We start from the raw sequence: 25226 nt of genomic DNA, 5'->3' as shown, positions 1-25226 counted from the left end.
CACGCATGGCACATCAGCGCGATGCGAACATCAAACTCCTACTACCGCGATCCGGACAAATGTCGATCACGCAATGCTACTCGCCGGCAACCCTTCGAATTGGCTACGTGTAATCGAAAACTCTTCGACCAACTGGGGACCCGATTCAGCGAATTCTGGTTTACCGTCTCGGACCGGCACCGGAATTACGCAGCAATCCGGAGCCCGCCCACGGGTGGCTTTACGCGGCGTAGCCGAATTCGAGAATGCACTGCCGGAGGCCTGAACATGGCGACACACACGACCCGGTCGTATCCGGTCACCGCACTGGTACTGCGCGGCCTGCTGGCCGTGGCACTGGTGGTACCGGTCGGCCTCCTGTTCGGCCGGACCTGGGGCGAGGAGGGCGACCGCATCGCCACCGCCGACCAGGAACGGCTGGGCATCGAGTACCTGAAGACCTTAGGGCCGCTGACCATCGCCCTGACGGACGCGCAGTCCGCCGCCGTCGCCGGCCGGGAGTTCAAGCGCGAGACGCTCACCCAGGCCGTCGCCGCCACCGCCGCGGTCGACGCCCGCATCGGCGGTTCGCTGCACACCCACGAGCGCTGGACCAGCCTCCGCGAGAAGATCGAGGGCCTGCTCGGCGGCGACACCCCGGACGCGACCACGGTCTACAACAACTACGGCGAGGCCGCCGAACTCCTGCTCGCCCTCTACGACCAGGTGCGCGACCGCTCCCACCTGATCCGTGAGCAGGACGCCGACGCCTACTACCTGCAGGACGGCGCCTCCGAGGAACTGCCCGAGGCGATCGTGGCCGCCGGCCGCTTCGCCGACCTGGCGGTCCTCACCGGCAAGGTGCGCACCGACCTGCCCACGGCCACCGCCAACCTGCTGACCGCCCGCGACGGGGTGCTGTCGCCGGTCTCCGACCTCGCGCAGGACCTCCAGTCGGCCATCGAGGGCACCAGCAGCCGCACGATGAGCGGCAACCTGCTCGGCCGCCTCGACCGGTTCCAGCGCGGCGTGCAGTCGCTGACCCAGTCGCTGTCGGCGCTCGACGGGCGCACCCCGGTCGACAGTTCCCGGGTCAACCCGGCCCGCGTCGAGCTGCAGGCCGCCGGCGTCGAACTGGCCGCCACCATCCTCGACGAGCTCGACGGCCTGATCGCGCAGCGCGGCGACGACCTGAGCGGCTCGCGCCTGATGGCGTTACTGCTGCTGCTCGCCGGCATCCTGCTCGCGCTGGTGCCGCTGGCCGCCCTGCTGGTCTCCGGCCTGCGCCGCCCGGCGGCCCGCCCGGCCCCGGCCCCGCGCCAGGCCGGCCCCACCGCACCGTCCGGTCCCCCCGGCCCGCCGCCCGCACCGACCCACGGCCGGCCGCGCGACGACGACCCGTACGCCGCGCTGGCCGCGCTCGACGGCGGTGCCCGCAACGCGGAGCGGGAGTGGTCCCGTGCTCGGTAACCTCCGCATCCGCACCAAGCTGACGCTGCTGGTCCTGGCGCCGCTGATCGCGGTGGCGGTCCTGACGGCCAGCCTCGCGGTCACCAACGTCCGGGACGCGAACCGGGCCGCCGACACGGCCCGCAACGTCCAGGTCGCCGGTGCCGTCGGCGCGCTCATCCGCGACCTGCAGCAGGAGCGGATGCTCGCGGTCGGCCATCGGCTCGGCCTCACCGACCGCAGCCGCGTCATGCTCCAGATCGCCAACGTCACCGACCGGGTCACCGACCTCAACGCGGAGTACGGCGAGGATCTCCCCGACGACCTGCGCGACTCGATCCACAACATCAGCACGCTCGCCGCCGTACGCATCGTGGTGGAGTCCGGCAACGCCCGGGTCGAGGACATCCACCAGATCTACTCGGCCGCGATCGACCGCCTCATCAACACGCTGCACCTCGTCGACGGCGTCGACGCGACCACGACCGAGGGCCGGCAGGTCATCGCGCTGGACTCGCTGCTGCGGGTGGACGAGGGCAACGCCTCCGCCGCCGGTCTCGTTCTGATCATGGCGGCGACCAAGACCGACGCCAGTATCGTCAGCTTCACGGGAACGCTGTCCGCGATGCGCACGGCGACCTCCCGGTTCCGCAGCTTCGCGACCCGTGAGCAGCGGCTCCTGCAGGACCAGGCGACACAGAACCTGGAGGCCGGCCTCGGCGGCGCCGGTTCGGACTTCACCAGCAACCCGCGCCAGGCCCTGGCCCGGCTCGCGGCGCCGGAGAACCTGTTCGACCCGCTGGAGTCCTACATCGCGCTCGGCCGCTTCGTGGAAGCGAAGATCGTCACCGACGTGAACGCCCTGATGCAGGAGCGGCAGCGCACCGAGACCACGACGGCGTACGTCGTCACCAGCCTCGCGCTCATCATGTTCGTCCTGGTGCTGCTGCTGTCCATCGCGACGGCCCGCGCGGTCGCCATCCCGCTGGACCGGCTGACCACCTCGGCCGGCCACGTGGCGCAGGTCGCCGAGCAGGAGCTGGTGCGTGTCTCCGACGAGGAGGTCGACGACCACGAACCCGTGCGACTCGACCGGGTGGAGATCACCACGAAGGACGAGATCGGCGACCTGGCGCGGGCGTTCGACCGGCTCCAGGAGACCGCCGCCCAGCTGGTGGAACGTCAGGTGGCCTCGCGGCGCAACGTGGCGAAGATGTTCGGTCACATCGGCCGCCGTACGCAGAACCTCGCCGGCCGGCAGCTGCAACTGATCGACACGCTCGAGGGCCGGGAGACCGAGCCGGACCGCCTGGAGCAGCTGTACCGCCTCGACCACATGGCCAGCCGCCTCCAGCGGAACGCCTCCAGCCTGGTCGTGCTCTCCGGCGAGGCGACCAGCGACGCGTACATCGAGCCGTTGGCGCTGCTGGACACCACCCGCCTGGCGCTCGGTGAGATCGAGGACTACAGCCGGGTCAGCGTGCAGATCCCGCAGGACATCATGGTCGCCCCGGCGATCATCGGGGACCTGGTGCTGATGCTGGCGGAGCTGATGGAGAACGCCACCGTCTTCTCCCCGCCGCACACGTCGGTGACGGTCACGGCCGAGCCGTACGTGGCCGACATCCGGCTGACCATCATCGACCACGGCATCGGCATGCCGGCCGAGCAGATCGCCGTGGAGAACGCCCGACTGACCCGCCGCGAGCGGCTGGACCTGGTGCCGACCGAGGTGCTGGGCCTGTTCGTGGTCGGCCGGCTCGCCCGGCGCCACGGCATCGGGGTGTCGCTGGCCCAGACGCCCGACGGCGGCGTCACGGCCACGCTGATGATCCCGTCGGTGCACATCGCCTCCCGCCACCACCACCGCCCCCAGGAACTGGTGAGCGTCGGCGCCTCCACGCCGCTGGACATGGGGACGCTGACCCGCGTCGCCAAGCAGCTGGAGAACGCGAAGTCCTGGAACGGCTTCGCGATGCCGCAGCGCGCGATCGGCGGCAACGCCGCACCGGCACTGCCGCCGGCGGCCGGCCGGGCCGCCCCGATGGCCCCGGAGCAGCCGCGCCGCGCCGTCCACTCGGGGAACACCATCGACGCGACCATGGAGATCCCGGTCGTCACGGACGGCCCGGCACCGTCCGGCGCGGTGTTCACCACGGAGCCGCTGGCGCCGCTGCCGCCGCAGTATCCGCCGGTCGCCGCGGTAGCCCCGATGCCGACGGCCGCGCCGCGCCGGGTGGGTCCGACGGGCCCGCCCCCGAACTGGCCACCGGCCACGCGGCCGGCCGACCCGCCGCCACCGCCGCCCGCCGGGACCAACGGCGCGGGTGTGCGCCGACGGGTCCCCGGGGCGAACCTGCCCGCCGGGCTGCGCGGCGCCCCGCCGCCGAGCCCGCTGGCCGACCTCTCCTCCGCCGCCGACGTGGCGTCCGAGGCGGCCGAGGTGCAGGCGCTGCTCGAGGGCTTCGAGGACGCCGTGCAGCGGGCCGAGGTGGCCCCGCAGGACGCCTTCGCGGCCGCGCCGACGTTCCCGCAGGCACCACCGGCGTATGACCCTGCGCCGGCGTACGAACCGGAGCCGCTCGGCTTCGGCGCGCAGTCGGCGGCGTTCCTCGCTCCCCCGGTGGAGCGGGTGGCGCCGGCCGACCTGGCACCGCCGCCCCGCCAGTGGCCGCCGGTACGGCCGCAGGAGCCCGTGGCGGTACCGGCCCGAGGGGACCAGCCGGTCCCGCGGGACGAACCGGCCCCAGCCGGTGCGCCCCGGGGCCTGTCCCGCCGGGTTCCGGGGGCGAGCCTCCGTGCCCTGCAGGGCGACGAGGTGCCGATGAACCGTCCGGCCGTCGACCCCGGATTGCCCGATCCGGACGAGGCACGCGACCTGATCGATGCGTTTGAATCGGGCGTGTTCCGCGCGCTCAACGACCCCTCCCTGCCGACCGACGAAGGAACGACGCGATGACCAGTCCCTACATCCAGGACAGCGCTCAGGCACGCCCGCAGCTCAGCTCGGAGGCGCAGACCTTCAACTGGCTGCTGGACACCTTCACCTCCAGCACCTCGGGTGTCGTCGAGGCCGTCGCCGTCTCCTCGGACGGCCTGCTCATGGCGATGTCGGCGACCAAGGACCGGGCGAACGCGGACCGTCTCGCCGCCGCGATCTCCGGCATGACGAGCCTCGCGGCCGGTCCGGCGCACTGGTACACGCTGGGTTCGGTCAACCGGGTGATCATCGACATGAGCGACGGCTACCTGCTGCTGACCTCGATCAGCGCCGGTTCCGTGCTCGGGGTGATCGCGACCCGGGCAGCCAACCTCAGCGCGGTGGCGTACGAGATGACCCTGTTCGCCCGCCGGGCCGGTGCCGCCCTCACGCCGCGCCTCATCGCTGAATTGAAGAACGCCGTCCAGCAGTGAGCATCCCGCCGGAGGGCGGTGGGGCACCCAGGATCCGCCCGTTCCTGTCCGGCGCGCCGGCCCGCCCACCGGCGCCGTCGCAGCACGTCGAACCGGTCCCCCAGGCCGGCCAGGCGGCGCTGCGGCCGTTCATCCTGACCGGCGGTCGGGTGAACGCCGACAGCGCGGACATCAAGCTCGAGACACAGGTGACCGCGCGGCCCGGGGCGCCGCCGCACCTGGTCGCGGCCATGGCACCGGAGTCGCAGCACATCCTGCACCTGTGCCAGTCGCCGCTGTCCGTGGCCGAGATCTCCGCTCGGCTGCACCTGCACCTCGGCGTCATCAAGATCCTTGTCGCCGACCTGCACCACGCCGGTTACCTCGACCTGCACGCGTTCGAGACCGATCCCGTCTTCGACCCCGACACCATTTTGCGAGTGATCAATGGACTCCGCGCGATCCACTGAACCGGTCCGACGGCCACCGGTTCCCGTCAAGATCGTGATCGCCGGCGGGTTCGGCGTGGGCAAGACCACGACCGTCGGGGCGATCTCCGACATCCCGCCGCTGACCACCGAGGCCGAGATGACGGCCGAGTCCGTCGGCATCGACAATCCGGGCCAGCGCACCGAGAAGCGCACCACCACCGTCGCGATGGACTTCGGCAGCGTGTCGATCGACCACTCGCTGAAGCTGTACCTGTTCGGCACCCCGGGACAGGAGCGCTTCGGGTACATGTGGGACGACCTGTCCCGCGGTGCGCTCGGTGCGATGGTCGTGGTGGACGCCTCCCGGCTGGACGACTGCTATCCGGCGGTCGACTACTTCGAGCAGGTGGGCCTGCCGTTCATCGTGGCGGTGAACGCGTTCGACGGCAGGCTCGGCGCCGACCTCGACACCGTGCGGTGGGCGCTGGCCATCCAGGACCACACGCCGGTCGTGGCGTTCGACGCGCGCAACCGCACCTCGGTCCGCGACGCCCTGCTGGTCGTCCTGGACCTGGCGCTGCACCGGGCCGTGTCGCACCGCTCGCCGTTGAGGGCATAAAGGCTCAGATATCCGACCGACCGTCCGACAGGAGTGGGTGACAACTGTCGCCGCCGGCACGCGCCGGCGCTCACGAAGGTGGTCACGCATGTCTGTCAGTTCGATCTCCGGCAACGCCCTCGGCCTCGTCGCGGCCGCCGGTCGTACGCCGGACCCGGCCGCCCGTCAGGCACAGGTCAACGCCCAGGCGGACCTGCTCCAGGCGATCCGGCAGGTGGACCTTCCGACGAAGGTCGTCAACCTGATCAACGACAAGAAGGGCATCGACCTCTACCTCTGATGCCCGGCGCCCGTGCCGGGTCGTTCCCGGCGCGGGCGCGGCTGATCTGCGAGGCTGGGCCGATGAGCACAGCCGAGTGGCAGGCCCGGGTCGACGAGGTCTGGGCGAACACCCCCGAGGCCGACATCGTGGCGCGCATCCGGTCCCTGGTCGCCGAGTTGGACCCGGACGATCCGGTGGGGCCGTTCGAGCTGGGCGGGGCGTACGACGGGACCGACCGGCCGGCCGAGGCGATCCCCCTCTACGAGCGCGCGCTCGCCGCCGGACTCGCCGGGGAGCGGCGCCGCCAGGCCGTGATCCAGTTGGCCAGTTCGCTGCGGAACGTGGGACGCCTCAGCGAGAGCGTCGCGCTGCTGCGGGCCGAGACGGCGCGCGATGAGCCGCTCGCCGACGAGGTGCGGGCGTTCCTGGCGTTGGCGCTGCTGGACTCCGGCCGGGACCGGGAGGCCGTCGCGACGGCGCTCACGGCGCTGGTGCCGCACCTGACGATGTACGGGCGGGCGCTGCGCGACTACGTGGCCGAACTGGTCGCCGAGCCCACCGTCAGCCCCGCGCTGGCACCGCTGGCCCCGCTGGTGGGCACGTGGCGCATGCGTGCCGAGGTCGACGGCGCGCCGGTGATGGTGGGCGTGACGACGTTCGGGTGGCTGCCGGGTGGGACGCATCTGGTCCAGCGGGCCGAGTCGATCCCGGCCGAGGACTTCACGCCGCCGCCGGCCTGGATCGAGAACTCCCCCATGCCGACCTCCTCGGTGATCGGCATCGACGACGGGACGGGTGCGTTCACGCAGTTGTACGCCGACGCGCGGGGCGTGCACCGGGTGTACGCCATGGGTCTTTCCGCGGGCGTGTGGACCCTCAGCCGGGATCAGCCGGGCTTCGCGCAGCGCTACACCGGGCGGCTGAGCGCGGACGGGAACACGATCACCGGCTACTGGGAGATGTGCCGGGACGGGCAGAACTGGCACAAGGATTTCGACCTCGTCCTTACCCGCGTCACTTGAGCGGGGTGTGGTACGCGGCGTACGGGTCGAACATGCACGCCGCGCGGTTCCGGTTCTACCTGACGGGGGGCACGCCGCCGGGCGGCCTGCGGGCCTGCCCCGGCTGCCGGGACACCCGCCCGCCGCGGCGCACCGCCCCGCTGCTGCTGCCCGGCGGGATCCACTTCGCGTGGGAGTCGGTGACGTGGACCGGCGGGATCGCGTTCTACGACCCGACGCTGCCCGGGGTGGCGGCCGCCCGCGGGTACCTGGTGACGGGGCGGCAGTTCCTGGACATCGCCACGCAGGAGATGCACCGCCCGCCGCCCGGCATCGGTCCGGAACGGCTCGCCGAGGCGGTCGCGACGGGCCGGGCGGTCCTGGGTGACGGCCGCTACGAGACGCTGGTGCGCGCCGGAACGCGGGCCGGGTTCCCGGTGCTGACGTTCACCGCCCCGTGGTCGGCGGCCGACGTGACGCCCAACCCGCCCGCGCCGCGCTACCTGGCGATGCTGGCCGGCGGACTGCACGAGGCCCACCGCTGGAACGCCGCCCGCATCGCCGACTACCTGACGAGCCGCCCCGGGGTGGCGGGCCACTGGTCCCGCGCACGGGTCGCCCGGATCGCCGCGCGGGCCGTCCGTGCCGAGGAGAGCCGATTTTCGCGTTTTGCCCGGTTCAGGCATGAAACGGCCGCATAGTGAAGGTGCAGCCCGCTCACATCAGAGAGGACGAGCACATGACCACGAGCATCTCCGCGACCGTCCACTGTGTACTGTGCGGCCCCCGACCGCACCGGCCGCTCCTCGACGGCACCGTCCAGCAGTGCGTCTCCTGCGGCTTCGGCCGCACCACCGCCGAACTCCCCTCCCCGGCCCGCCTCTACGCGGAACTGCCGGAGGAGGACGACGACCTGCGGCGCCTCGTCGCCGACCGGCGGCTGCGCCGGATCACCGCCGTGGCCCGTCCCGCGACGCTCCTGGAGGCCGGCTGCGCCGAGGGCCACTTCGTCGTGGCGGCCCGCCGCGCCGGCATCGACGCCTCCGGCATCGACGTCTCCCGGGAGGCCGCCCGCTACGCCAACGAGATGATGGGCGCACCGGTGCGCCACGGCTACTTCGAGACCCTCGCCGCGACGGTGGACGAGGTGGACGTCGTGTGCGCGTTCGACGTTCTCCCGGATGTGGAGAACCCGCGCGAATTCCTGGAGGTGGCCCGCGGCGCCGTGGCGCCCGGAGGCTGGCTCTGCCTGGAGGTGCCCAACATCGCCTCCGCCGCCGCCGGACGGCAGGGCGCGGCCTGGCCCGCGTGGGCGCCCGACGTGCACCGCTGGCACTTCTCCCCGGAGACGCTGATCGGCCTCGTCGTGGACTGCGGCTTCCGGGTCGTCGACTGCGACACCGTCTTCGAACGCTTCTACCGCCCGCGCGGGCACCGCATCCGCCACGCGCGCCGGCTCTTCCTCTCCGACTGGGTCTCGGCCGGCACGCGCAGCATGTCCCACCCCCGGCTCGGCGACCGGATCCGGCTGCTCGCGCGGCGCTACGACGAGGGCATGCCCCTGCCGACGGACTAACGGGGCAGACATCGAGGTCCGTTGGGGGGCCTGCGTGCGGAACAGTTGCGATCGTCCCCTACGTTCCACTGCGTGAATCTTCCCCGCGTTAGGGGTGTCGCCGCTGTCCTCGCGGTCACCGCGCTGGTGCTCGCCGCGTGCAACACCCCGCTTCTGCCCGACCCACCCGAACTGCCCCCGCCGGTGATCGGCGACTTCGTCGAGTCCGTCGCCGTCGTCGGCCAGGACTCGGCAAAGGCCGAGCTGCAGAACAAGCCGCTGCAGGCCGGCGCCGGCAACGGCCCCACGATCGAGGTCGCCGGCGTCGCCAAGGCCGTCAACGGCGGCAGCACCCGCGACACCGTGAAGGCCAGTGCGCCCTTCGGCAAGCTGCGCCTCGGCATCAAGGCCCTCCCCGCCCCGTCGGCGAGCGCGGCGGCCCCGACCCCGAGCGCGAGCCGCAGCGGCCGGCCCCGCACCCAGGCCCCGTCCGCACCGGCGGAGGCCGCCTCGGCCAACCCGGAGCGCGGCTACTTCGAGATCGCGCTGCCCTCCGCGGTCGCCGAGGCCGACATCGTCGTCAGCCTCAAGCAGAACCTGCCTTCGTCGGCGTTCGTCTTCTTCTACGCGGCCGTCGACGCGAGCGGCGTGCAGGGCGTGCTCGGCCGGCAGGCCGTCGACGCCGTTCAGGTCGGCACCGGTGAGGTGCAGGTCAGCGTCTCCTGGGACGCCGCGAGCGACGTCGACCTGCACGTCGTCGACGCCAGCGGCGAGGAGATCTACTACGACCACGACCGGTCGGCCTCCGGCGGCGAACTCGACCTCGACTCCAACGCCGAGTGCGAGATCGACAACACCAACAACGAGAACATCACCTTCACCGACGCGCCGCCGGGCACCTACACGGTGCGCGTGGACTACTGGTCCAACTGCGACGAGGCGAAGACCAACTACGTCGTGACGGTCCGGGTCGGCGGCCAGCCCGCGAAGACCTACAACGGGACGTTCACCGGCAAGGGCGACGAGGGCGAGAAGGGCGCCGGCAAGGAGATCGCGACCTTCACGGTCACCTGACCGCCGTCGCGGCCCGGGCGCGGGGACCCGGGCCGCGAGCGGGTGGACACAGAGGGTACCGGGGCGGGTGGCCCCGGCTTTAGGGTTTGCGCACCCGAGCCATAGAGGAGCTTCCATGCCCCTGTTGCGCAACGCCCTCCGTGCGGGCGCCGTCGCGGTCCTGGCCCTGGCGCCGGTGGCGACCCCACCCGCCGTCGCCGCGCCGGTCACCGTTCAGGCCGCGCCGGACATCTCCCTGTCGAACGTCAAGGCGCACCTCACCCAGCTGCAGAGCATCGCCACCGCCAACGGCGGAAACCGGGCACACGGCCGCCCCGGGTACCTCGCGTCGATCAACTACGTGAAGGCGCAGCTCGACGCCGTCGGCTTCACCACGACCGTGCAGCAGTTCACCTACAACAGCGCCACGGGCTACAACCTCATCGCCGACTGGCCGGGCGGCGACCCGAACCAGGTGCTGATGACCGGCGCGCACCTCGACAGCGTCACGGCCGGCCCCGGCATCAACGACAACGGCACCGGCTCGGCCGCCATCCTCGAGGTCGCCAAAACCGTTGCCAGCAGCGGCTTCCAGCCGGCGAAGCACCTGCGCTTCGCCTGGTGGGGCGCCGAGGAACTGGGCCTGCGCGGCTCCCAGTTCTACGTGAACAACCTGCCGACCGCCGACCGCGCGAAGATCTCCGGCTACCTCAACTTCGACATGGTCGGTTCGCCGAACCCGGGCTACTTCGTCTACGACGGCGACAACTCGGCCGGCACCGGCGCGGGGCCCGGACCCGCCGGTTCGACCGAGATCGAGAACGTCATCCGCAGCTACTTCACCGGCATCAACGTGCCGATGGAGGACACCGACTTCGACGGCCGCTCCGACTACGGCCCGTTCATCTCGGTCGGCATCGCCGCCGGCGGCACGTTCACCGGCGCCGAGGGCACCAAGTCCAGCGCCCAGGCGACGAAGTGGGGCGGCACGGCCGGCAGCGCGTTCGACCCGTGCTACCACCGCGCCTGCGACACCACGTCGAACGTCAACGACACCGCCCTGGACCGCAACGCCGACGCGATCGCGCACGCCGTCTGGACCCTGTCGGCCGCGCCGCCGGCGACGGAGACGGTCTGGTCGGACTCGTTCGAGACGGCCACCGGCTGGACCACGAACCCGTCCGGCACCGACACGGCCACCACCGGGGCGTGGGAGCGCGGCGACCCGGCCGCCACGACCTCCAGCGGCACGGCCACCCAGCTCGGCACCACGGTCAGCGGCACGAACGACCTCGTCACCGGCGCCTCGGCCGGCAGCACGGCCGGCGACTTCGACGTCGACGGCGGGCTCACCTCGGTGCGGAGCCCGGCGGTCGCGTTGCCCGCCGGCGCCACGCTCCAGCTCTCGTTCTCCTGGTACCTGGCGCACCTGAACAACTCCAGCAGCGCCGACTTCTTCCGCGTGCGGGTCGTCGGCACGACCACGACGACGGTGCTGAACGTGACCGGCGCGGCGAGCACCCGGGCCGCCGCGTGGGGTTCGTCCACTGTGGACATCAGCGGGTTCGCCGGGCAGAGCGTGCGCATCCTCGTCGAGGTGACCGACGCGAGCGGGGCGAGCCTCGTCGAGGCCGCCGTGGACGACGTGCGGATCGCGCGGATCGTCTGACGGCGCCGCGGCCGCACGTTCCCGGGCGGGCCGGAGGCCTCAGCACGCGGCCCGCCCGGGGCCGTTCACGGCGCGTCGATGACGAACCTGCCGACGAGTGCGCGCAGTTCCTGCGACATCGTGGCGAGTTCGCCGATCCGCCGGTCGGTGGCCTTGACCATCTCGGCCGTCTCGACGGTGGCGCCGGCCGCGGTGACCAGGTTGCCGGCGACGCGTTGTGCCCCGCCGGCCGCCTCCGACACGCTCCGGCTCATCTGCGCGGTGGTCGTGGCCTGTTCGCCGACGGCGCGTGCGATCGCGTCCTGGTGATCGTTGATCTTCTCCACCGTGGTCACCATGCGTCGGATCGCGGCCGCCGCGGCGGCGCTGTCGTCCTGGATCGCCGTGACCCGCTGACGCACCTGCTCCGTCGCGCCGGCGGTCTCCGACGCCAGTTCCTTGACCTCCGCGGCCACGACCGAGAACCCGGCCCCGGCCCGCCCGGCCCGCGCCGCCTCGATGGTCGCGTTCAGCGCGAGCAGGTGCGTCTGCTGGGCGATGGAGGAGATGAGGTCTAGCACCTTGCCGATCTCGTCGGAGGAGACGCCCAGCTGCTCGACCTTCTCGTCGGCGGAGCCGGCCTCGCGCACCGCCTCCGAGGTGAACTCGGCCGCGTCGCTCGCCCGCCGGGAGATCTCGCCGATCGACGTGCCCAGCTCCTCGCTTCCGGTGGCGAGGCTGGTCACGTGGAAGGAGATGTCGCGCGATCCGGACGAGGCGTCGGCGACCTGACCGTTGGTCCGGGTGGCGGCGCCGGCGATGGCGCTGCTGCCCTCGGACAGGCCGTGCGCCGCGTCGGCGAGGCGGCTCGCACTGTCGCCGACCGCCCGGATCGAACCGCCGATGCTGTCCAGCGCGATGTCCAGCGACCGGGCCATCTCGGCGACCTCGTCCCGGCCCCGGATCCCGATCCGGCCCCGGACGCCCACCCGGTGGGTGAGGTCGCCGCCGGCCATGGCGTTCAGCACCCTCCGGACCCGCCGCACCGGGCGCACGACCGAACGTGCGACCAGCACGCAGACAACGAGATAGACGCTCGCCAGCGGAATCACCGCGCCGCCGATGATCATGAGGGCATCGTGGGAGGTCTCGGCGAGATCCGCGCGGGCGGCCCGGGCCGCGGAGGCGACCCTGTTCATCATCGTCCGCAACCGGTCGCCGACGGCGCTGCGGTGCCGGTCGATCACGTCGCCGGTCGCCGACGCCCCGGCCGAGGTCGGTCGGGCCGTCACGACGTCGCTGAACGCCGCGAGATCGGTCCGCACGGCGGTGAGTTCCCCGCGCATGTCCAGGCGACCTGCGTCGAGGTCCATGGCGGCCACCAGGTCGGCGGCGGCCGTCGCGCGATCCAGCGCCGCGCCGGCCTCCGCGACGGTCTGCTCGATCATCGAACGGGCGGCGGCCGGATCCGGTGCGGCCGCCGTCCGGTACGCCACGGCGGCGAGTTCGGTCGCCTGCCGGTCCAGCTGTTCGAGCCGCCGGTCCAGCTGTTCGATCAGGCGTACGTCCTCCGCCTCCTCCGTCAGGGTCAGAAAGCCCAGGACCGCGATGCCACCGGACAGGAACGTCGCCAGCAGCCCGGTGAGCGCAACGGTGATGAACTTCTGGACAACGGTCATCCGCGTGAGCGACATCGAGGCAACTCCGCCCGGCTCCGGCTGGTACTCGTCGCGTTCGGGATCGGCCGGCACCCGCCGTTGCTGAGGCAATGGTGCGCGACGCGCCTTCTGACGCTTTCCGGTGCCGGCGGGAGCCCCGAGACGGGAACCTAGGCGGCGACGAGCGCGGCGACGGCCGTCGGCAGCATCTGGTTCAGCTTCGCCTTCGTCTCCTGCACCGAGCCGAAGGTGACCGAGAGGCGGGTCAGCAGCGGCCCCTTGGCGATGAACGCGTCGCAGTAGATCGTGTCGTCGCCGGAGACGAACTTGAGGTTGTCGCAGCGCGCGTAGCTGGCGTCGGCGCCGGCGACGACCCCGCCGAGGTCGTACGTCTCGAGGAACGTGTACTTGATGTCGCCGTCGGTGTACCGCTCGGTCCACGTGGTGCAGTTGGAGGCGTTGCGGCGCACGGCTTCCACGACCTCCTTGCCGGTCAGCTTCGTGTACCCGTGGGTGAAGTGCAGGACGTAGATGTCCGGCCCGTCCCAGGAGATGAAGTTCGACACGTGGGTGAGGTTGCTCTCGCCGATCACCGACAGGCCGCAGATCTGGGAGGTCGCCTCGTCGTTGTCGTACTGCTGCTTCTCGACCGTCGCCGGCACGCCGAAACCCTTGTAGGCGTCGGGTTTCACCATCGCCGCGCGGCTGCGGGTGACCAGCGCGGCGCGGTCGAGGGTCGGCGCCGGCGACGCGGCGGCTCCCGAGGCGGACGCGGCGGGGCCGGCCCGGCGGGCGACCGAGACGGTGTCCCCGTCCGGCGTGCCGCAGCCGGCCAGCAGCGCCAGGCCGACCGCCGTGACCACAATCGATGCGCGCACCGCGTTCCTCCCCCGTCCGTGCAGAGCGCGAGCATCATGCCACGCGCGATGACGACGGGTCACCGGCCTTTCCGCCCGGGACGCCCGCCGATCAACCGACAGCCGACGCTCAGCGCGATCGATGAACGCGCCGGGGCATCATGCCACGCCCGAGATCCCGCCGATCGCTCGGTCCGTCTCGGCCGCGAGCGCCGCCATCAGTTCGCGCGCCGGCAGCGCCCGGGCCATCGCGCCGGCCTGTCCCACCAGCAGCGGCGGCTCCTTCAGGAACAGGCGGGGCAGCGGGTAGTCCGGCGGGCGGACGCCGGAGGCCTCGAGGCGTTCGACCAGCGGGGTGCGGACCGCGCGGGCGTGCCGGCCGGTGAGGACGTTCGTCACGGTGGTGTCGCGGCCCAGTGCCGCGCGGTACTCCGGGCCCGTGCCGGCTTCCTCCGTTCGCAGGAACGCCGAACCGAGCTGCACCGCCTGTGCCCCGAGCGCACGCGCCGCCGCGATCCCCCGCCCGTCCATGATGCCGCCGGAGGCGATCACCGGCACCGACACCGCGTCGACCACCTGCGGCACCAGCGCCACGGTGCCCACCAGCGAACGTTCGACCGGGGCGAGGAACGTCCCGCGGTGCCCACCCGCCTCGTAGCCCTGGGCGACGATCGCGTGCACACCCGCCTCCTCCAGCGCCACCGCCTCGGCGACGGTGGTGGCCGTCCCGATGACGAACACCCCGTCCGCGGTGTCCACAGAGGACAGTGCGGACAGCGGCGGCAGCCCGAAGGTGAAGCTGAACACCGGCACCCGTTCGTCCAGCACCACGGCGAGCTGATCCTCGAACGGCACGGCCGCCCGCGGGGCCGGCACCTCGGCCAGATCGCTCAGCCGGGCCCAGGGCTCAAGGCGTTCCCCCGAAGGAGCGGGCAGGGGCGCGAAGAGATTGACCGCGAAGGCCCGGGACGTCAACGACCGCACCTCGCGCACGAACGCCCGCAGGTCGGCGGGCGGCAGCATCGCCCCCGCGACGGACCCGAGACCGCCCGCCTCGCACACCTCGGCGACCAGCCGCGGCGTCGTCCACCCGCCCGCCATCGGCGCCTGCACGATCGGCACGCCGAGCCCGAGGCGCCGCGTCAGCCCGTTCTCCCGCCACGTCATGACGCCAGTCTGGCAGGTACGCTGCCGTGCCATGGATCAATGGCCGGGCGGGCCGCCGAACGGCTACCCGCCGCCACCGCCGCCCTACGGCGACCCGCTGATCGGCGGCGACCTCGGCGGCTGGTGGGCCCGCGCGATGCGCATCGTCTCGGCCGGCTGGCGACCGCTCTTCCTGGTCCAGCTCATCGGGCTCGTCCCGCAGGCGCTGTTCGTGACGCCGGTGCTGTTCCTGGCGGCCGGCAGCGCCGACGACCTCGACCCGCGGGCCGAGACGATCGACGCGGCGACGCTCGCCACGCTCGGCGGCTACACGCTTCTGGTGATCGCCGTCTTCGTCGGGGTGCAGGCGGTGACGACGGTGGGCGCGATCCACGTCGCCGCGTCGGTGGCGTTCGGCCGGCCGGCCCGCGTCGGGGCCGCCGTCGGCTACGCGCTGCGGCGGGCGCTGCCGCTGCTCGGGTGGCAGTTCCTGGGCGGGCTGCTGGCGCTGCTCGCGCTGTGCGCCTGCGTCGTCCCGGTCCTCTACGTGCTCACCGTGCTGTCGATCCTGCCGGCGGTGGTCGCGTTCGAGCGCGGTGGCGCGCTGGTGCGCTGCTTCCGGCTGTTCCACCACCGCACGGACGTGGCGGCGAGCCGGCTCATCATCGCGGGGCTGGTCGGCGTCGGGTTCGCGATGGCGGGCGAGGCGCTGTCCCGGTTCGGCGACGGGCTCGGGCTGCTCGGCTCGATGGTCGAGGTGCCCGGCCTCGCCGGCGGTGCGATCACGGCCGGGCTGGTCAGCGCCGTCGGGGGCGTCCTCACCGCGCCGCTGCTGCTGACGGCCTATGCCGACATCCGCGCGCACGCGGAGCCGCTCACCTCCTCGACCCTCGCGGTGGAACTCGGGCTGTAGAGTCCTGGCTCTATGTACTACCCCGCCCCGGCAGTCGCCGATCCGTTGGTCAGCCCCGACTACGGGGGGTGGTGGGCGCGCGGCCTCCGGCTGCTCGGCCGCTGTTTCTGGCCCCTGCTCGCCGTCCACCTCGTCGGTGCGCTGGTCGCCGCCGCGGTGCAGGTGCCGCTGTTCCTGGCCGCCCGGCGGTTGAGCGTCGTGACCGACGGTCCCACCATCCTCGTCGCGACGTCGTACATCGTCGTCGGGCTCGCCGTGCGGCTGGCGGCGCAGGCGGTGGTCACCGTCGCGGGGGTGCACGCGGTCGTCGCCCGCGCCGCCGGTGCGCCGGTGCGGGTCGGTACGGCGCTGGGCTACGCGCTGCGGCGGGCGCTGCCGCTGTTCGCGTGGGAGTTCGTGGCCGGGCTGCTGATCGCCGTCTCCGTCGTCCTGCTGGTGCTGCCCTCGCTCTACGTCGGGCTGGTCGTGCTGATGCTGCCGGCGGTGGTGGCGTTCGAACGCGGCTCGGCGGCCGTCCCGCGCTGCTTCAAGCTCTTCCACGCCTCCTTCGGGACGGCGTTGGCGCGCACGGTCACGCTCGCCGTACTGACCCTCGTCGGCCTCCTCGTCGCGCAGGTGCTCGGCAGCCTGGTCGCCGCGATGTCCGCGTTCTTCGTCACGGACCTCGACACCCTCGAGACGCTGATCACGGTCCTGGCCCCGACGCTCACGACGCTGTTCGGCGGCGTCGCGGCGGCCTGTACGACGCCGCTGCTCGTGGCGACCTACGCCGACCTGCGGGCCCGGGCCGAGGGCACCACCACCCCGCACCTCGCCTACGCGCTGGGGATCCACGCGAACGGGTTCTGAACGGGCGTTGGCCCCCACGGCGGGGTGGGCGGGCGGTACCGTCCTGGCCTCATGAGGTCCCTCACCGCGCTCGCCCTCGCCGGGCTGCTGGCCCTCGCCGGATGTTCCGGCGGGGACGACCGGGCCGAGCACGCCGCGCACCCGGCGCCGACGTCCGTCCCGCCGGCCCCGTCCAGCGCACCGCCGCCCTACGACGGGCTGCCCGGCATGCCGGCGCCGCTCGACACGGCCGACGTGTACGCCGCGGGCCGGCCGGGCATGCTGTCCGACACGGTGAAGGCGCACCTGGCCCGCGTCTACGTGCCGAACTTCGACAGCGGCACGGTGTCCGTGGTGGACCCGGCGACGTTCAAGGTGATCCGGACGGAGAAGGTCGGCCGCGGGCCGCAGCACGTGGTGCCGTCCTGGGACCTGCGCACCCTGTGGGTGAACGACAACAACGGCAACGACCTCGTGCCGATCGACCCGGCCACGGGCGCCTTCGGCAAGCCGGTGCCGGTCGACGACCCGTACAACCTGTACTTCACTCCGGACGGCAGGTACGCCGTGGTGATGGCGGAGGCGCGCAGGCAGATCGTGTTCCGTGACCCGCACACCATGGAGGTCCGCAAGACCCTGACGGTGAACTGCGCCGGCGTCAACCACGTCGACTTCTCGCCGGACGGGCGCTGGTTCATCGCCACGTGCGAGTTCTCCGGCGAACTCCTCAAGGTGGACGTGGCGCGCCAGGAGGTCGTGGCGCAGTTGAAGCTGCCCGGCCACCACCCGATGCCGCAGGACATCAAGATCTCGCCGGACGGCCGCACCTGGTACGTCGCCGACATGCAGACCGGCGGCGTCTGGCTGCTCGACGGGGTGGCGTTCACCCAGCCGACGTTCATGGCCACCGGCGACGGCGCGCACGGCCTCTACCCGAGCCGCGACTCCAAGGTGCTGTACGTGGCGAACCGCGGCGAGGGCTCGGTCTCCGTCGTGGACTTCGCCACCCGCACCGTCGTCAACAAGTGGAAGATCCCCGGCGGCGGCAGCCCGGACATGGGCGGCGTCTCCGCCGACGGCAAGGTGCTGTGGCTCTCCGGCCGGTACCACCGGGAGGTGTACGCGCTCGACACCGGCGACGGCCACCTGCTGGCGAAGATCCCGGTCGGCGGGCAGCCGCACGGGCTGTGCGTGTGGCCGCAGCCGGGCCGCTACTCCCTGGGGCACACCGGCATCCTGCGGTAGCCCCCGGTCGTACCTGGACGCATAACCGCCCCCCTATTGGGCAGGTGTCTACGAGGTACACGGAAGGAGCACCATCATGGGAACGCCGCGCAGCCGTCCGCTCGCCGTCGTCACCGGCGCCTCCAGCGGCATCGGGTACGAGCTCGCCAAACAGTTCGGGGAGCACGGGTACGACCTGGTCGTCGCCGCCTCGCGGGAGGAGATCAGGCTGACCGCGCAGCAGCTCGAGGAGACCGGTGCGCAGGTGCACCCCGTGCAGGTCGACCTGGCCACCCTCGAGGGCGTCGAGACGCTGTGGGCGCGCGTGGAGGCGATCGGCCGGCCGGTCGACTCGGCGGCGATCAACGCGGGAGTGGGTGTCGGTGGGCCGTTCGCCGAGACCGACCTGGACGCCGAGCTGAGCCTCGTCGACCTGAACGTGCGCTCCGCGGTGCACCTGGCGAAGCTGTGCGTGCGGGACATGGTGCCGCGCGGCGACGGGCGCATCCTGTTCACGTCGTCGATCGCGGGCACCCAGCCGGGGCCGTTCGAGGCGGTGTACGCGGCGTCGAAGGCGTTCCTGCTGTCGTTCTCCGAAGGACTGCGGGAGGAACTCAAGGACAGCGGCGTCACCGTGACGGCGTTGATGCCGGGGCCGACCGACACCGAGTTCTTCGAACGGGCCGGCATGACGGACACGAAGGTCGGCCAGGGCTCCAAGGACGACCCCGCGCGCGTCGCCGAGGAGGGCTTCAAGGCGCTGATGAAGGGCAAGGACCACGTGGTGGCCGGTTCGATGAAGAACCGGGTGATGGCCGGCGCCGCCAAGGTGACCCCGGCGACCGTCGCCGCGAAGGTGCACCGCGGCATGTCGGAGCCGGGCTCGGGCACGTAGTCTCGCTCGGTGCTGGTGGTGATGTCCGGTCTGCCCGGCAGCGGAAAGAGTACCGTCGCGCAGCGCCTCGGCCGGGCCCTACCGGCACCGGTCGTGTCGGTCGACCCGATCGAGGCGGCGCTGTGGCGGGCCGGCGTCGACCGGGCACAGCCCACCGGCCTCGCCGCCTACGTCGCCGCCGGGGCCGTCGCGAGCGACATCCTCGCCCTGGAGCAGGACGTCATCGTCGACGCCGTCAACCACGCGTCGCAGGCGCGTGCGCAGTGGCGCGGGCTGGCCGCCCGGCACGGCCTCGCGGTGCGGTGGATCGAGGTGATCTGCTCCGATCGCGCGCTGCACCGCAGGCGGCTGGAGTCGCGTCGGCGGGACATCGCCGGGTTCCGCGAGCCGACGTGGGAGTCGGTGGAGGCGCGCCGGGCGGGCTTCTTGTCCTGGGAGGACGAACGCCTCGTGCTCGACGCGTGTGAGCCGCTGGACGCCAACGTCGCGCGGGCACTCGCCCACCTGACCGTGTCGTGACGGGCGGCGGTTCAGCGCGGGACGTGACCGAGGTCGACGATGCAGAACCGGTTCCCGTCCGGGTCGGCCAGCACCACGAAGTCGGGGTCGTCGGGATAGCTGTCCCAGTCGACCCGTGCGGCGCCCAGCGACACCAGCCGTTCCGCCTCCGCCCGCTGCTCGGCCAGGTCGGCCACGTGCAGGTCGAGGTGGATCCGCGGGTGCTCCGGCGGCGGCTCGACACTGGTCTGCAGCGCGATCGGGGTCCCCACGCCGTCGCGCGGGACCAGCACGTTGGTCCACCCCCCGAACCCTTCCGGGTGCAGTCGGTAGTCCAGTGCCCCGGTCCAGAACCGGATGGCACGCGGCACGTCGGTCACGCCGAGCGCGATCACTCCCAGCCTCAACACGCCGTCGATTCTGACCCACCCGCCTCAAGATCGAGGGAAGTTCTGTCGCGCGACACGCCCTCCCCCGTGCCACAGCCCGTAGGGAACGATGACGAGCATGGATCCCACGATGGTGCGCATCGGCGAAGCGGTGGCGCTGCACCACGGGCAGGGGCGGCGTGCGGCGGCCCGGCTCAGGTTCGCCGAGATCTGGGACGAGATCGATGGGGAACTGGGGGATCCGCTGCACGTGTGCGTGCTGGCGCACTCGATGGCCGACGTGCAGGACGACGTTCGCGCGGAACTGGAATGGGACCGGCGGGCCTTGACGGCGGCCGCACGGCTGACCGACGAACGGGTCGCCGCGGCCGGGGTGCCGATCTCCGTCGCCGGCCTGTACCCGTCGCTGCACCTGAACCTGGCCGAGTGCTACCGCAGGCTCGGCGAGCTCGACCCGGCCCGGGAACACCTCGCGGCGGCCCGGGCCGGGATCGACGCGCTCGGCGACGACGACTACGGCCGGCTGATCAGGGACGGCCTGGAACGCCTGACCCGGCAACTGCTTCCCGGGTAGCCGCGCCGCGCAGCGGCCGCCACGCGAGCAGTGCCACGACGAGCATCACCGCCGCCGCGCACCGCAACGGCGCCGCCAGCCCCCACATCGACGCGAGCAGCCCGCCGAGCAGCGTGCCCAGCGCCGCCCCGCCCAGGTCCAGCAGCGAGTACACGCCGCCCACCCGTCCGAGCAGGTGCGCCGGCACGACCCGTTGGCGCAACGACACCACCGTGATGCCCCACACCATCGCGTGCGCGCCGAACCCGACGAGCACCGCGGAGGCGACCAACCCGGAGGTGGTGAACCCGAGCACCGCATGGGTGGCCGCCTCGACGAACAACCCGACCCGCAGCAGCACCGAGGCGCCGACGAGGCGGGTGAGCCGCTCGACGAGGGCCGTCCCGACGAGTCCCCCGACCGCGAACGCGGTCAGCAGGAACCCGAACCCCACGGCCGACAGGCCGAGCCGCGCGCGGCAATAGAGCACGAACACCGCGAACGCCGCACCGAACGCGACGTTGCCGATCCCCATGCTCATCGCGAGGGTGCGCAGCAGCCGGTGCCGCCACAACCACCGCAGCCCCTCGGCGACCTCCTCCCGCAGCGACGAACGCGCCGGCGCGGGTGCCGGCGCGACCCGGATCCTCGCCACGAGAAGTGCGGCCAGCAGGAACGTGACCGCGTCGAACCCGAACGGCGCCGCCGCCGACACCCCGAAAAGCCAGGCGCCCAGAGGCTTCGCGACGAACTGGTTCCCGATCGTGAACGTCGCGTACAGCCGCGCGTTGGCTCTCGCCAACCCGGAGGCCGGAACGATCGCCGGAAGAAGGGCGCCCGCCGCGGTGTCGACGAGCGTCTCCCCCGTTCCCAGCAGAAAGAACACCACGTACACGACCGGAACCGACACCGCGGAAAGCACCACCGCGAACGCCAGCACCGCGAGCGCGAGCCCCCGGCACAGATTGACGGCCACGATGAGCCGCCGCCGGTCGAGCCGGTCGACGAAGGCACCGCTCACGAGCGCGAACAGCAGCCACGGCAACTGTTGCGCGAACGCCGCACCGGCGACGGCCGCCGGTGCGGTGGTGATCGAGGCGACCAGCAGCGGACCGGCCGCCATGGTCACCCCGTCACCGAGATTCGACACCGCCGAAGCGGCCCACAGTTTCGAGAAATTCCCACCGAGATGGGCACACAAAGGAGAGCTCCTCAAGCCGAAACGGAAACGGTCAGCGAAAGCCGCCGCTCCGCGCCGAGGAAGGCGTAGAAACGCGGTCAGCGCGAAGCGGCGGTGACCGTACCGGTGGTGATACGCATGTGAGGCTCCCCTCTGTCTGCCGGTAGCGTACCCGCTCATGGGTTCTCTGTTGTGGCGTGCGGCGTTGCGCGACGTGCCGTATACCGTTCCCGGACCGGCCGGGTAGGACCGGTCGCCTGCGCCTCCACGCCGACGGTCGGCGGCTTCTACATCGGCCGTTGGGAGAGCTTCGTCGCGGAGGAGTTCGTCGAGCACCTGGTGGACGAGTACGACGTCGCCGACGGCAGGGTGTCGCTGGTCGGGTCGTCGATGGGTGGTTACGGGCGCTGAAAATGGCCATGGCCGCACCGGAGCGCTGGCAGGCGATCGCCGCGATCGCCCCGGCCGTGCTGCCGGAGAATGCCGGGCCGCGCAACACGTTCGGCGTGCTCGCTCAGCTCCAGGAGGCAATGGCGGAGGACGACAGCGTGCTGCATCGCTTGCGCACGAACGCAAACGCGGTGCGCGCCAGCGGGCTGCCCATCTTCCTGCGGGTCGGCGACCGCGACATGTTCCGGATGCACGACGGGACCGAGCAGCTGCACCGCGCGCTGTGGGACGCCGACATCGGCCACGAGTACCACCTCGTGCACGGGGCCGATCACGTCGGTCCCGAGGCCCTCGCGGCGCCACGCGCGGCGTTCGCGTTCGTCGGGGCCGCACAGCGCCGCGCGGCCGGCACCGACCGTTCCGATGCCGACCGCGCGTCCGAGGTCGAGTGGCGGGCCTGGGCGGAGAGCCGACACTGAGCGCCGCTACGGTCAGCTCGAATAGGCCTCCACCTCGGACACCTGAGCGGCCGGCCAGCCCGTGTTACCGGTGAACGCCAGCCGCAGGTACCGCTGTGTGGTGGCCGCGAAGGTAATGGTGACGGTGTTCCCGCTCGCCGGGTCGAAGCCGTACCCCGCCGCGGATTTCACCGTGCCGTAGGAGGATCCGTCGGTGGAGCCGAGCACCTCGACGGTCTGCGTGCGGGCCGCCCACGCGGCGGCCGGCGGGAGCTTCAGCACGACGCGCGCCACACCCGTCGCCGTACCGAGGTCGACGGTGAGCGACTGCGGGAAGGCGTTGTTGGCGCTCTCCCAGTACGTGTCGGCGTTGCCGTCGACGGTGTTGCCGGCGACGTAGGACTGGGTGGCGCTGGTGGCCGTGACCGGCCTGCCGGCGGCGAGGTTGCCGGTCGGCAACGAAGTTCCCCGGTACACGCCCAGCTCGGACAGCTGCGCCGCCGGCCAGCCCGTGTTCCCGGTGAACGCCAGCCGCAGGTAGCGCCGGTTGCCGGACGGGATCGCGACGGTGGCGGTGTTCCCGGTCGCCGGGTCGAAGCGGTAGCCGGTGGGCGCCACGAGCCGGGTGAAGTTCGACCCGTCGTTCGAGCCGAGCACCTCGATGGTCTGCGTGCGGGCCTGCCACGCGGACGGCGGCGGCAGCTTCAGTTCGATCCGTCCACTCTCGACGGACGAGCCCAGGTCGACCGTGAACGTCTGCGGGAACGAGTTGTTCGCACTCTCCCAGTACGTGTTCGCGTTGCCGTCGACCGCGTTGCCGGCGGCGAAGGAGCCGTTCGTGGACGACGCGGTGACGGGCCGGCCCTGGGCGAGGTTCCCGCCGGGGTTCGTCGGATTCGACGGCGACGGCGAGGGCGACGTCGGGTTGGAGGGGCCGCCGGAGGACGGCGGGGTCGACGGGCCGTGGTTCCACTGCGGAGCCGGCCAGTCGCCGCAGAACGGCGGATCCGCATACCAGCCCGAGTTCCCGGCGCCCTGCGTGATGCGGAACAGGCTGCCCTTGCAGTTGTGGATCGGGTTCGGCTGCGCGATGTTCGTGGCCCGCACGTTGGTGAACGTCGCCGAGCCGGCCTCCTGGATCTGCAACGCGTAGGTGCCCGCGCCGTCGATGCGCACGTTCGTCAGGTTGACGTTGTGCACCTCGCCCTCGATCCAGTGCAGCGCCGCGTAGGAACTGTCGAGGATGTCGGTGTCGGTGACGTTGATGGTGGCCTGCGTGATGGCCTCGTTGAGGCCGCTGAACCAGATCGCGCCGACGCCGAAGTTCCAGTTGTAGTCGCTGTTGCCGTTGCGGATGAGGGTGTTGCGGGCGACGGTGACGGTGCCCTGCACGCCGGAGGCGCCGCGCACGTTGGTGTAGCGGTTCGCGACGTGGATGCCGCCGCCGTTGGTGACCGAGTCGGCCGTCACGTTGTCGGTGATCCTGATGTCCCGCCCGCCGTAGGTCACCAGGTGGTTCGCGAGGATCGTGACGCCGATCGTGTTGAACGTGAACGAGTTGTTGACGTTCGGCACGGTGTCGGCCCACATCGCGAGCGCGTCGTCACCGGTGTTGCGCACGAACGTGTTCGTGACGGTGGAGTTGGTGACGCCCCAGTGGAAGTTCACGCCGTCGGCGGTCTGGTCGAGGATGCGGCTGTTGCGGATGGTGAGCCCGTCCATCGGGCCGTCCATCCACGCGCCGACCTTCGTGTGCTGCATCCACACGTTGTCGATGACCGAGTTGGACATCGCGCCGCCGAACGCGTTCACCTGGTCGTCGTCGACCCGCTCCTGCACGTCGCCGATGACCGCGAGGTCCTTCACGGTGACGTTGCGGCTCGGGCCGTTCGCCTCGTGCGGACGGATGCCGCCCTTGTAGCCGCCGCCGCTCACATACTTGCCGTAGATGCCGGCCGCCCGGTTCCGTTCGGTAGGGTGCCGTCCACCCAGGACGGAGTACCACGGGCCGGCGCCCTGCAGCGTCACGCCGTCGACGACGACGTGGTCCCACAGCGTGTAGTTCCCCCGGGGAACGTAGACGGGACGGCCCTGCGCCCGACCGGCGTCGACCGCGGCCTGGAACCTGGCCGTGTTGTCGGCACTCCCACCGCCGGGGTCGGCGCCGAAGTCGGCGACCACGTCGATGGCGTTGGCGGGCTTGGGTTTCGCGTCCGGGACGGCCTCGAAGTCGGCGAGGTCGATCGTGAACGTCGGCGACTGCGCGGTCGAGGAGACCTGCAACCGCACCTTCGTCCCCTGGGCGAGCGTGGACCCGAACATGGTCCGCGCCTCGTCGTAGAAGTGGTGCGGATTCAGGCCCGGCGTGTTGGTGAACGGGTAGGCGCCGTAGTACCAGCCGTACTTCGAGGTGACGGGCACGCTCCTCAGCACGCTCCCGTTGACCCGCACGTCGATCGACGCGTCGCGGCCGACCCCGCCCGGCCCGTCCGGCAGGCTGTACCGGAACGTCATCGCGTTGGCCGGCGCGGTGAGGGTGAACTCGACGTACTCGCCGACGGCGTCCAGGGTGACGGCCTCCCGGCCGGACGCCTCCGACGGGAGCGTGCCGTAGTAGCGGTCCGGCCCGATCTTCGTACCGGTGTGCGGGACCTCCTCGGCCTCCTGTTCGACGAAGGGCACGGTGGCCCCGCGCCCCTGGATGTCGAACGGCGACAAGCCGGCGGCGCGGGCGGGCGGCGCCTGCACGGCGAGGAACGCGACCGCACCGGCCGCCACGACGAGTGTCGCGGCGAGACCGGTCACGGCCATGGTGCGTCTGGACATGGGGGGTGTCCTTTCGAAAGG

The 25226-nt window shown here is 72.1% G+C and carries 25 protein-coding genes; 19 read left to right on the top strand and 6 right to left on the bottom strand.

Translation table 11 applies throughout. The features are described from left to right. The first annotated feature begins 267 nt into the window (after positions 1–267). From Val02_RS03890 to Val02_RS03840, 11 genes are all read left to right on the top strand, one after another. Positions 268–1449, top strand: a complete 1182-nt coding sequence (locus Val02_RS03890; protein ID WP_203897424.1) for a hypothetical protein — start codon at positions 268–270, stop codon at positions 1447–1449. Further along, a complete protein-coding gene (locus tag Val02_RS03885; RefSeq protein WP_239152092.1) occupies positions 1439–4387 on the top strand; it encodes a sensor histidine kinase in 2949 nt (982 codons plus the stop codon). Before Val02_RS03890 ends, Val02_RS03885 begins: the two co-directional genes overlap by 11 nt. Beyond that, the gene (locus tag Val02_RS03880; RefSeq protein ID WP_203897423.1) at positions 4384–4842 is read left to right on the top strand and encodes a roadblock/LC7 domain-containing protein; all 459 of its coding nucleotides are present in this window, start codon (positions 4384–4386) and stop codon (positions 4840–4842) included. Before Val02_RS03885 ends, Val02_RS03880 begins: the two co-directional genes overlap by 4 nt. After that, positions 4839–5291 (top strand): DUF742 domain-containing protein, encoded by a 453-nt coding sequence (locus Val02_RS03875; RefSeq protein WP_203897422.1) that lies wholly within the window; start codon positions 4839–4841, stop codon positions 5289–5291. Before Val02_RS03880 ends, Val02_RS03875 begins: the two co-directional genes overlap by 4 nt. Further along, a complete protein-coding gene (locus tag Val02_RS03870) occupies positions 5269–5871 on the top strand; it encodes a GTP-binding protein (RefSeq protein ID WP_203897421.1) in 603 nt (200 codons plus the stop codon). Before Val02_RS03875 ends, Val02_RS03870 begins: the two co-directional genes overlap by 23 nt. A gap of 88 nt (positions 5872–5959) precedes the next feature. Then, positions 5960–6151, top strand: a complete 192-nt coding sequence (locus Val02_RS03865; RefSeq protein WP_203897420.1) for a hypothetical protein — start codon at positions 5960–5962, stop codon at positions 6149–6151. A gap of 62 nt (positions 6152–6213) precedes the next feature. Next, positions 6214–7155 carry a tetratricopeptide repeat protein gene (locus tag Val02_RS03860; protein ID WP_203897419.1) on the top strand — a complete coding sequence of 314 codons (942 nt, stop codon included), beginning with the start codon at positions 6214–6216 and terminating at the stop codon, positions 7153–7155. A gap of 5 nt (positions 7156–7160) precedes the next feature. Continuing rightward, positions 7161–7835 (top strand): histone deacetylase, encoded by a 675-nt coding sequence (locus Val02_RS03855; RefSeq protein WP_239152330.1) that lies wholly within the window; start codon positions 7161–7163, stop codon positions 7833–7835. A gap of 38 nt (positions 7836–7873) precedes the next feature. Then, positions 7874–8710, top strand: coding sequence for a class I SAM-dependent methyltransferase (locus tag Val02_RS03850; RefSeq protein ID WP_203897417.1), 837 nt, complete (start codon positions 7874–7876; stop codon positions 8708–8710). 72 nt (positions 8711–8782) lie between these two features. Next, the gene (locus tag Val02_RS03845) at positions 8783–9763 is read left to right on the top strand and encodes a YfaP family protein (RefSeq protein WP_203897416.1); all 981 of its coding nucleotides are present in this window, start codon (positions 8783–8785) and stop codon (positions 9761–9763) included. A gap of 115 nt (positions 9764–9878) precedes the next feature. Further along, complete coding sequence (locus Val02_RS03840; protein WP_203897415.1) at positions 9879–11411, top strand: M28 family metallopeptidase; 1533 nt, start codon at positions 9879–9881, stop codon at positions 11409–11411. A gap of 65 nt (positions 11412–11476) precedes the next feature. Here the strand turns inward: Val02_RS03840 and Val02_RS03835 are convergent, their stop codons facing one another. From Val02_RS03835 to Val02_RS03825, 3 genes are all read right to left on the bottom strand, one after another. Then, a complete protein-coding gene (locus Val02_RS03835) occupies positions 11477–13141 on the bottom strand; it encodes a methyl-accepting chemotaxis protein (protein ID WP_203897414.1) in 1665 nt (554 codons plus the stop codon). 77 nt (positions 13142–13218) lie between these two features. Then, positions 13219–13926 carry a hypothetical protein gene (locus tag Val02_RS03830; protein WP_203897413.1) on the bottom strand — a complete coding sequence of 236 codons (708 nt, stop codon included), beginning with the start codon at positions 13924–13926 and terminating at the stop codon, positions 13219–13221. Between the two features lie 138 nt (positions 13927–14064). After that, positions 14065–15072: an NAD(P)H-dependent flavin oxidoreductase gene (locus Val02_RS03825; RefSeq protein ID WP_203897412.1), complete on the bottom strand. Its 1008-nt coding sequence runs from the start codon at positions 15070–15072 to the stop codon at positions 14065–14067. A gap of 31 nt (positions 15073–15103) precedes the next feature. On the opposite strand from Val02_RS03825, the gene Val02_RS03820 reads away from it, so the two are divergent. From Val02_RS03820 to Val02_RS03800, 5 genes are all read left to right on the top strand, one after another. Then, positions 15104–15964, top strand: a complete 861-nt coding sequence (locus tag Val02_RS03820; protein WP_203897411.1) for a hypothetical protein — start codon at positions 15104–15106, stop codon at positions 15962–15964. Positions 15965–15976: 12 nt separating this feature from the next. Continuing rightward, positions 15977–16813: a hypothetical protein gene (locus Val02_RS03815; RefSeq protein ID WP_203897410.1), complete on the top strand. Its 837-nt coding sequence runs from the start codon at positions 15977–15979 to the stop codon at positions 16811–16813. A 51-nt stretch (positions 16814–16864) separates the two neighbouring features. Further along, positions 16865–18037 (top strand): YncE family protein, encoded by a 1173-nt coding sequence (locus tag Val02_RS03810; protein WP_203897409.1) that lies wholly within the window; start codon positions 16865–16867, stop codon positions 18035–18037. Between the two features lie 76 nt (positions 18038–18113). Continuing rightward, on the top strand, positions 18114–18911 hold the full coding sequence (locus Val02_RS03805; protein WP_203897408.1) for an SDR family NAD(P)-dependent oxidoreductase: 798 nt from the start codon (positions 18114–18116) through the stop codon (positions 18909–18911). A 9-nt stretch (positions 18912–18920) separates the two neighbouring features. After that, positions 18921–19430 carry a P-loop nucleotide/nucleoside kinase family protein gene (locus Val02_RS03800; protein ID WP_203897407.1) on the top strand — a complete coding sequence of 170 codons (510 nt, stop codon included), beginning with the start codon at positions 18921–18923 and terminating at the stop codon, positions 19428–19430. A gap of 11 nt (positions 19431–19441) precedes the next feature. Here Val02_RS03800 and Val02_RS03795 read toward each other — a convergent pair whose 3' ends face one another. Further along, on the bottom strand, positions 19442–19819 hold the full coding sequence (locus tag Val02_RS03795) for a VOC family protein (protein ID WP_203897406.1): 378 nt from the start codon (positions 19817–19819) through the stop codon (positions 19442–19444). A 97-nt stretch (positions 19820–19916) separates the two neighbouring features. Between Val02_RS03795 and Val02_RS03790 the strand changes: the two genes are divergently transcribed. Further along, entirely contained in the window at positions 19917–20372 is a 456-nt protein-coding gene (locus Val02_RS03790) for a hypothetical protein (RefSeq protein ID WP_203897405.1), read from the top strand. On the opposite strand, the gene Val02_RS03785 is transcribed toward Val02_RS03790, so the two are convergent. Next, the gene (locus Val02_RS03785; protein ID WP_275415540.1) at positions 20326–21552 is read right to left on the bottom strand and encodes an MFS transporter; all 1227 of its coding nucleotides are present in this window, start codon (positions 21550–21552) and stop codon (positions 20326–20328) included. The genes Val02_RS03790 and Val02_RS03785 overlap by 47 nt on opposite strands. 171 nt (positions 21553–21723) lie before the next feature. Between Val02_RS03785 and Val02_RS03780 the strand changes: the two genes are divergently transcribed. Both Val02_RS03780 and Val02_RS03775 read left to right on the top strand, forming a co-directional pair. Continuing rightward, positions 21724–21942, top strand: a complete 219-nt coding sequence (locus Val02_RS03780) for an alpha/beta hydrolase-fold protein (protein ID WP_203897403.1) — start codon at positions 21724–21726, stop codon at positions 21940–21942. 8 nt (positions 21943–21950) lie between these two features. Then, entirely contained in the window at positions 21951–22400 is a 450-nt protein-coding gene (locus Val02_RS03775) for a hypothetical protein (RefSeq protein WP_203897402.1), read from the top strand. A 12-nt stretch (positions 22401–22412) separates the two neighbouring features. Here Val02_RS03775 and Val02_RS03770 read toward each other — a convergent pair whose 3' ends face one another. Beyond that, complete coding sequence (locus Val02_RS03770) at positions 22413–25205, bottom strand: discoidin domain-containing protein (RefSeq protein WP_203897401.1); 2793 nt, start codon at positions 25203–25205, stop codon at positions 22413–22415. Positions 25206–25226 lie beyond the last annotated feature (21 nt).

This window comes from Virgisporangium aliadipatigenens (genome assembly GCF_016863615.1).
Taxonomy (GTDB): Bacteria; Actinomycetota; Actinomycetes; order Mycobacteriales; family Micromonosporaceae; genus Virgisporangium; species Virgisporangium aliadipatigenens.
The sequence above is the reverse complement of the archived record's forward strand: the minus strand, read 5'-3'. Positions and strand labels throughout refer to the sequence as shown.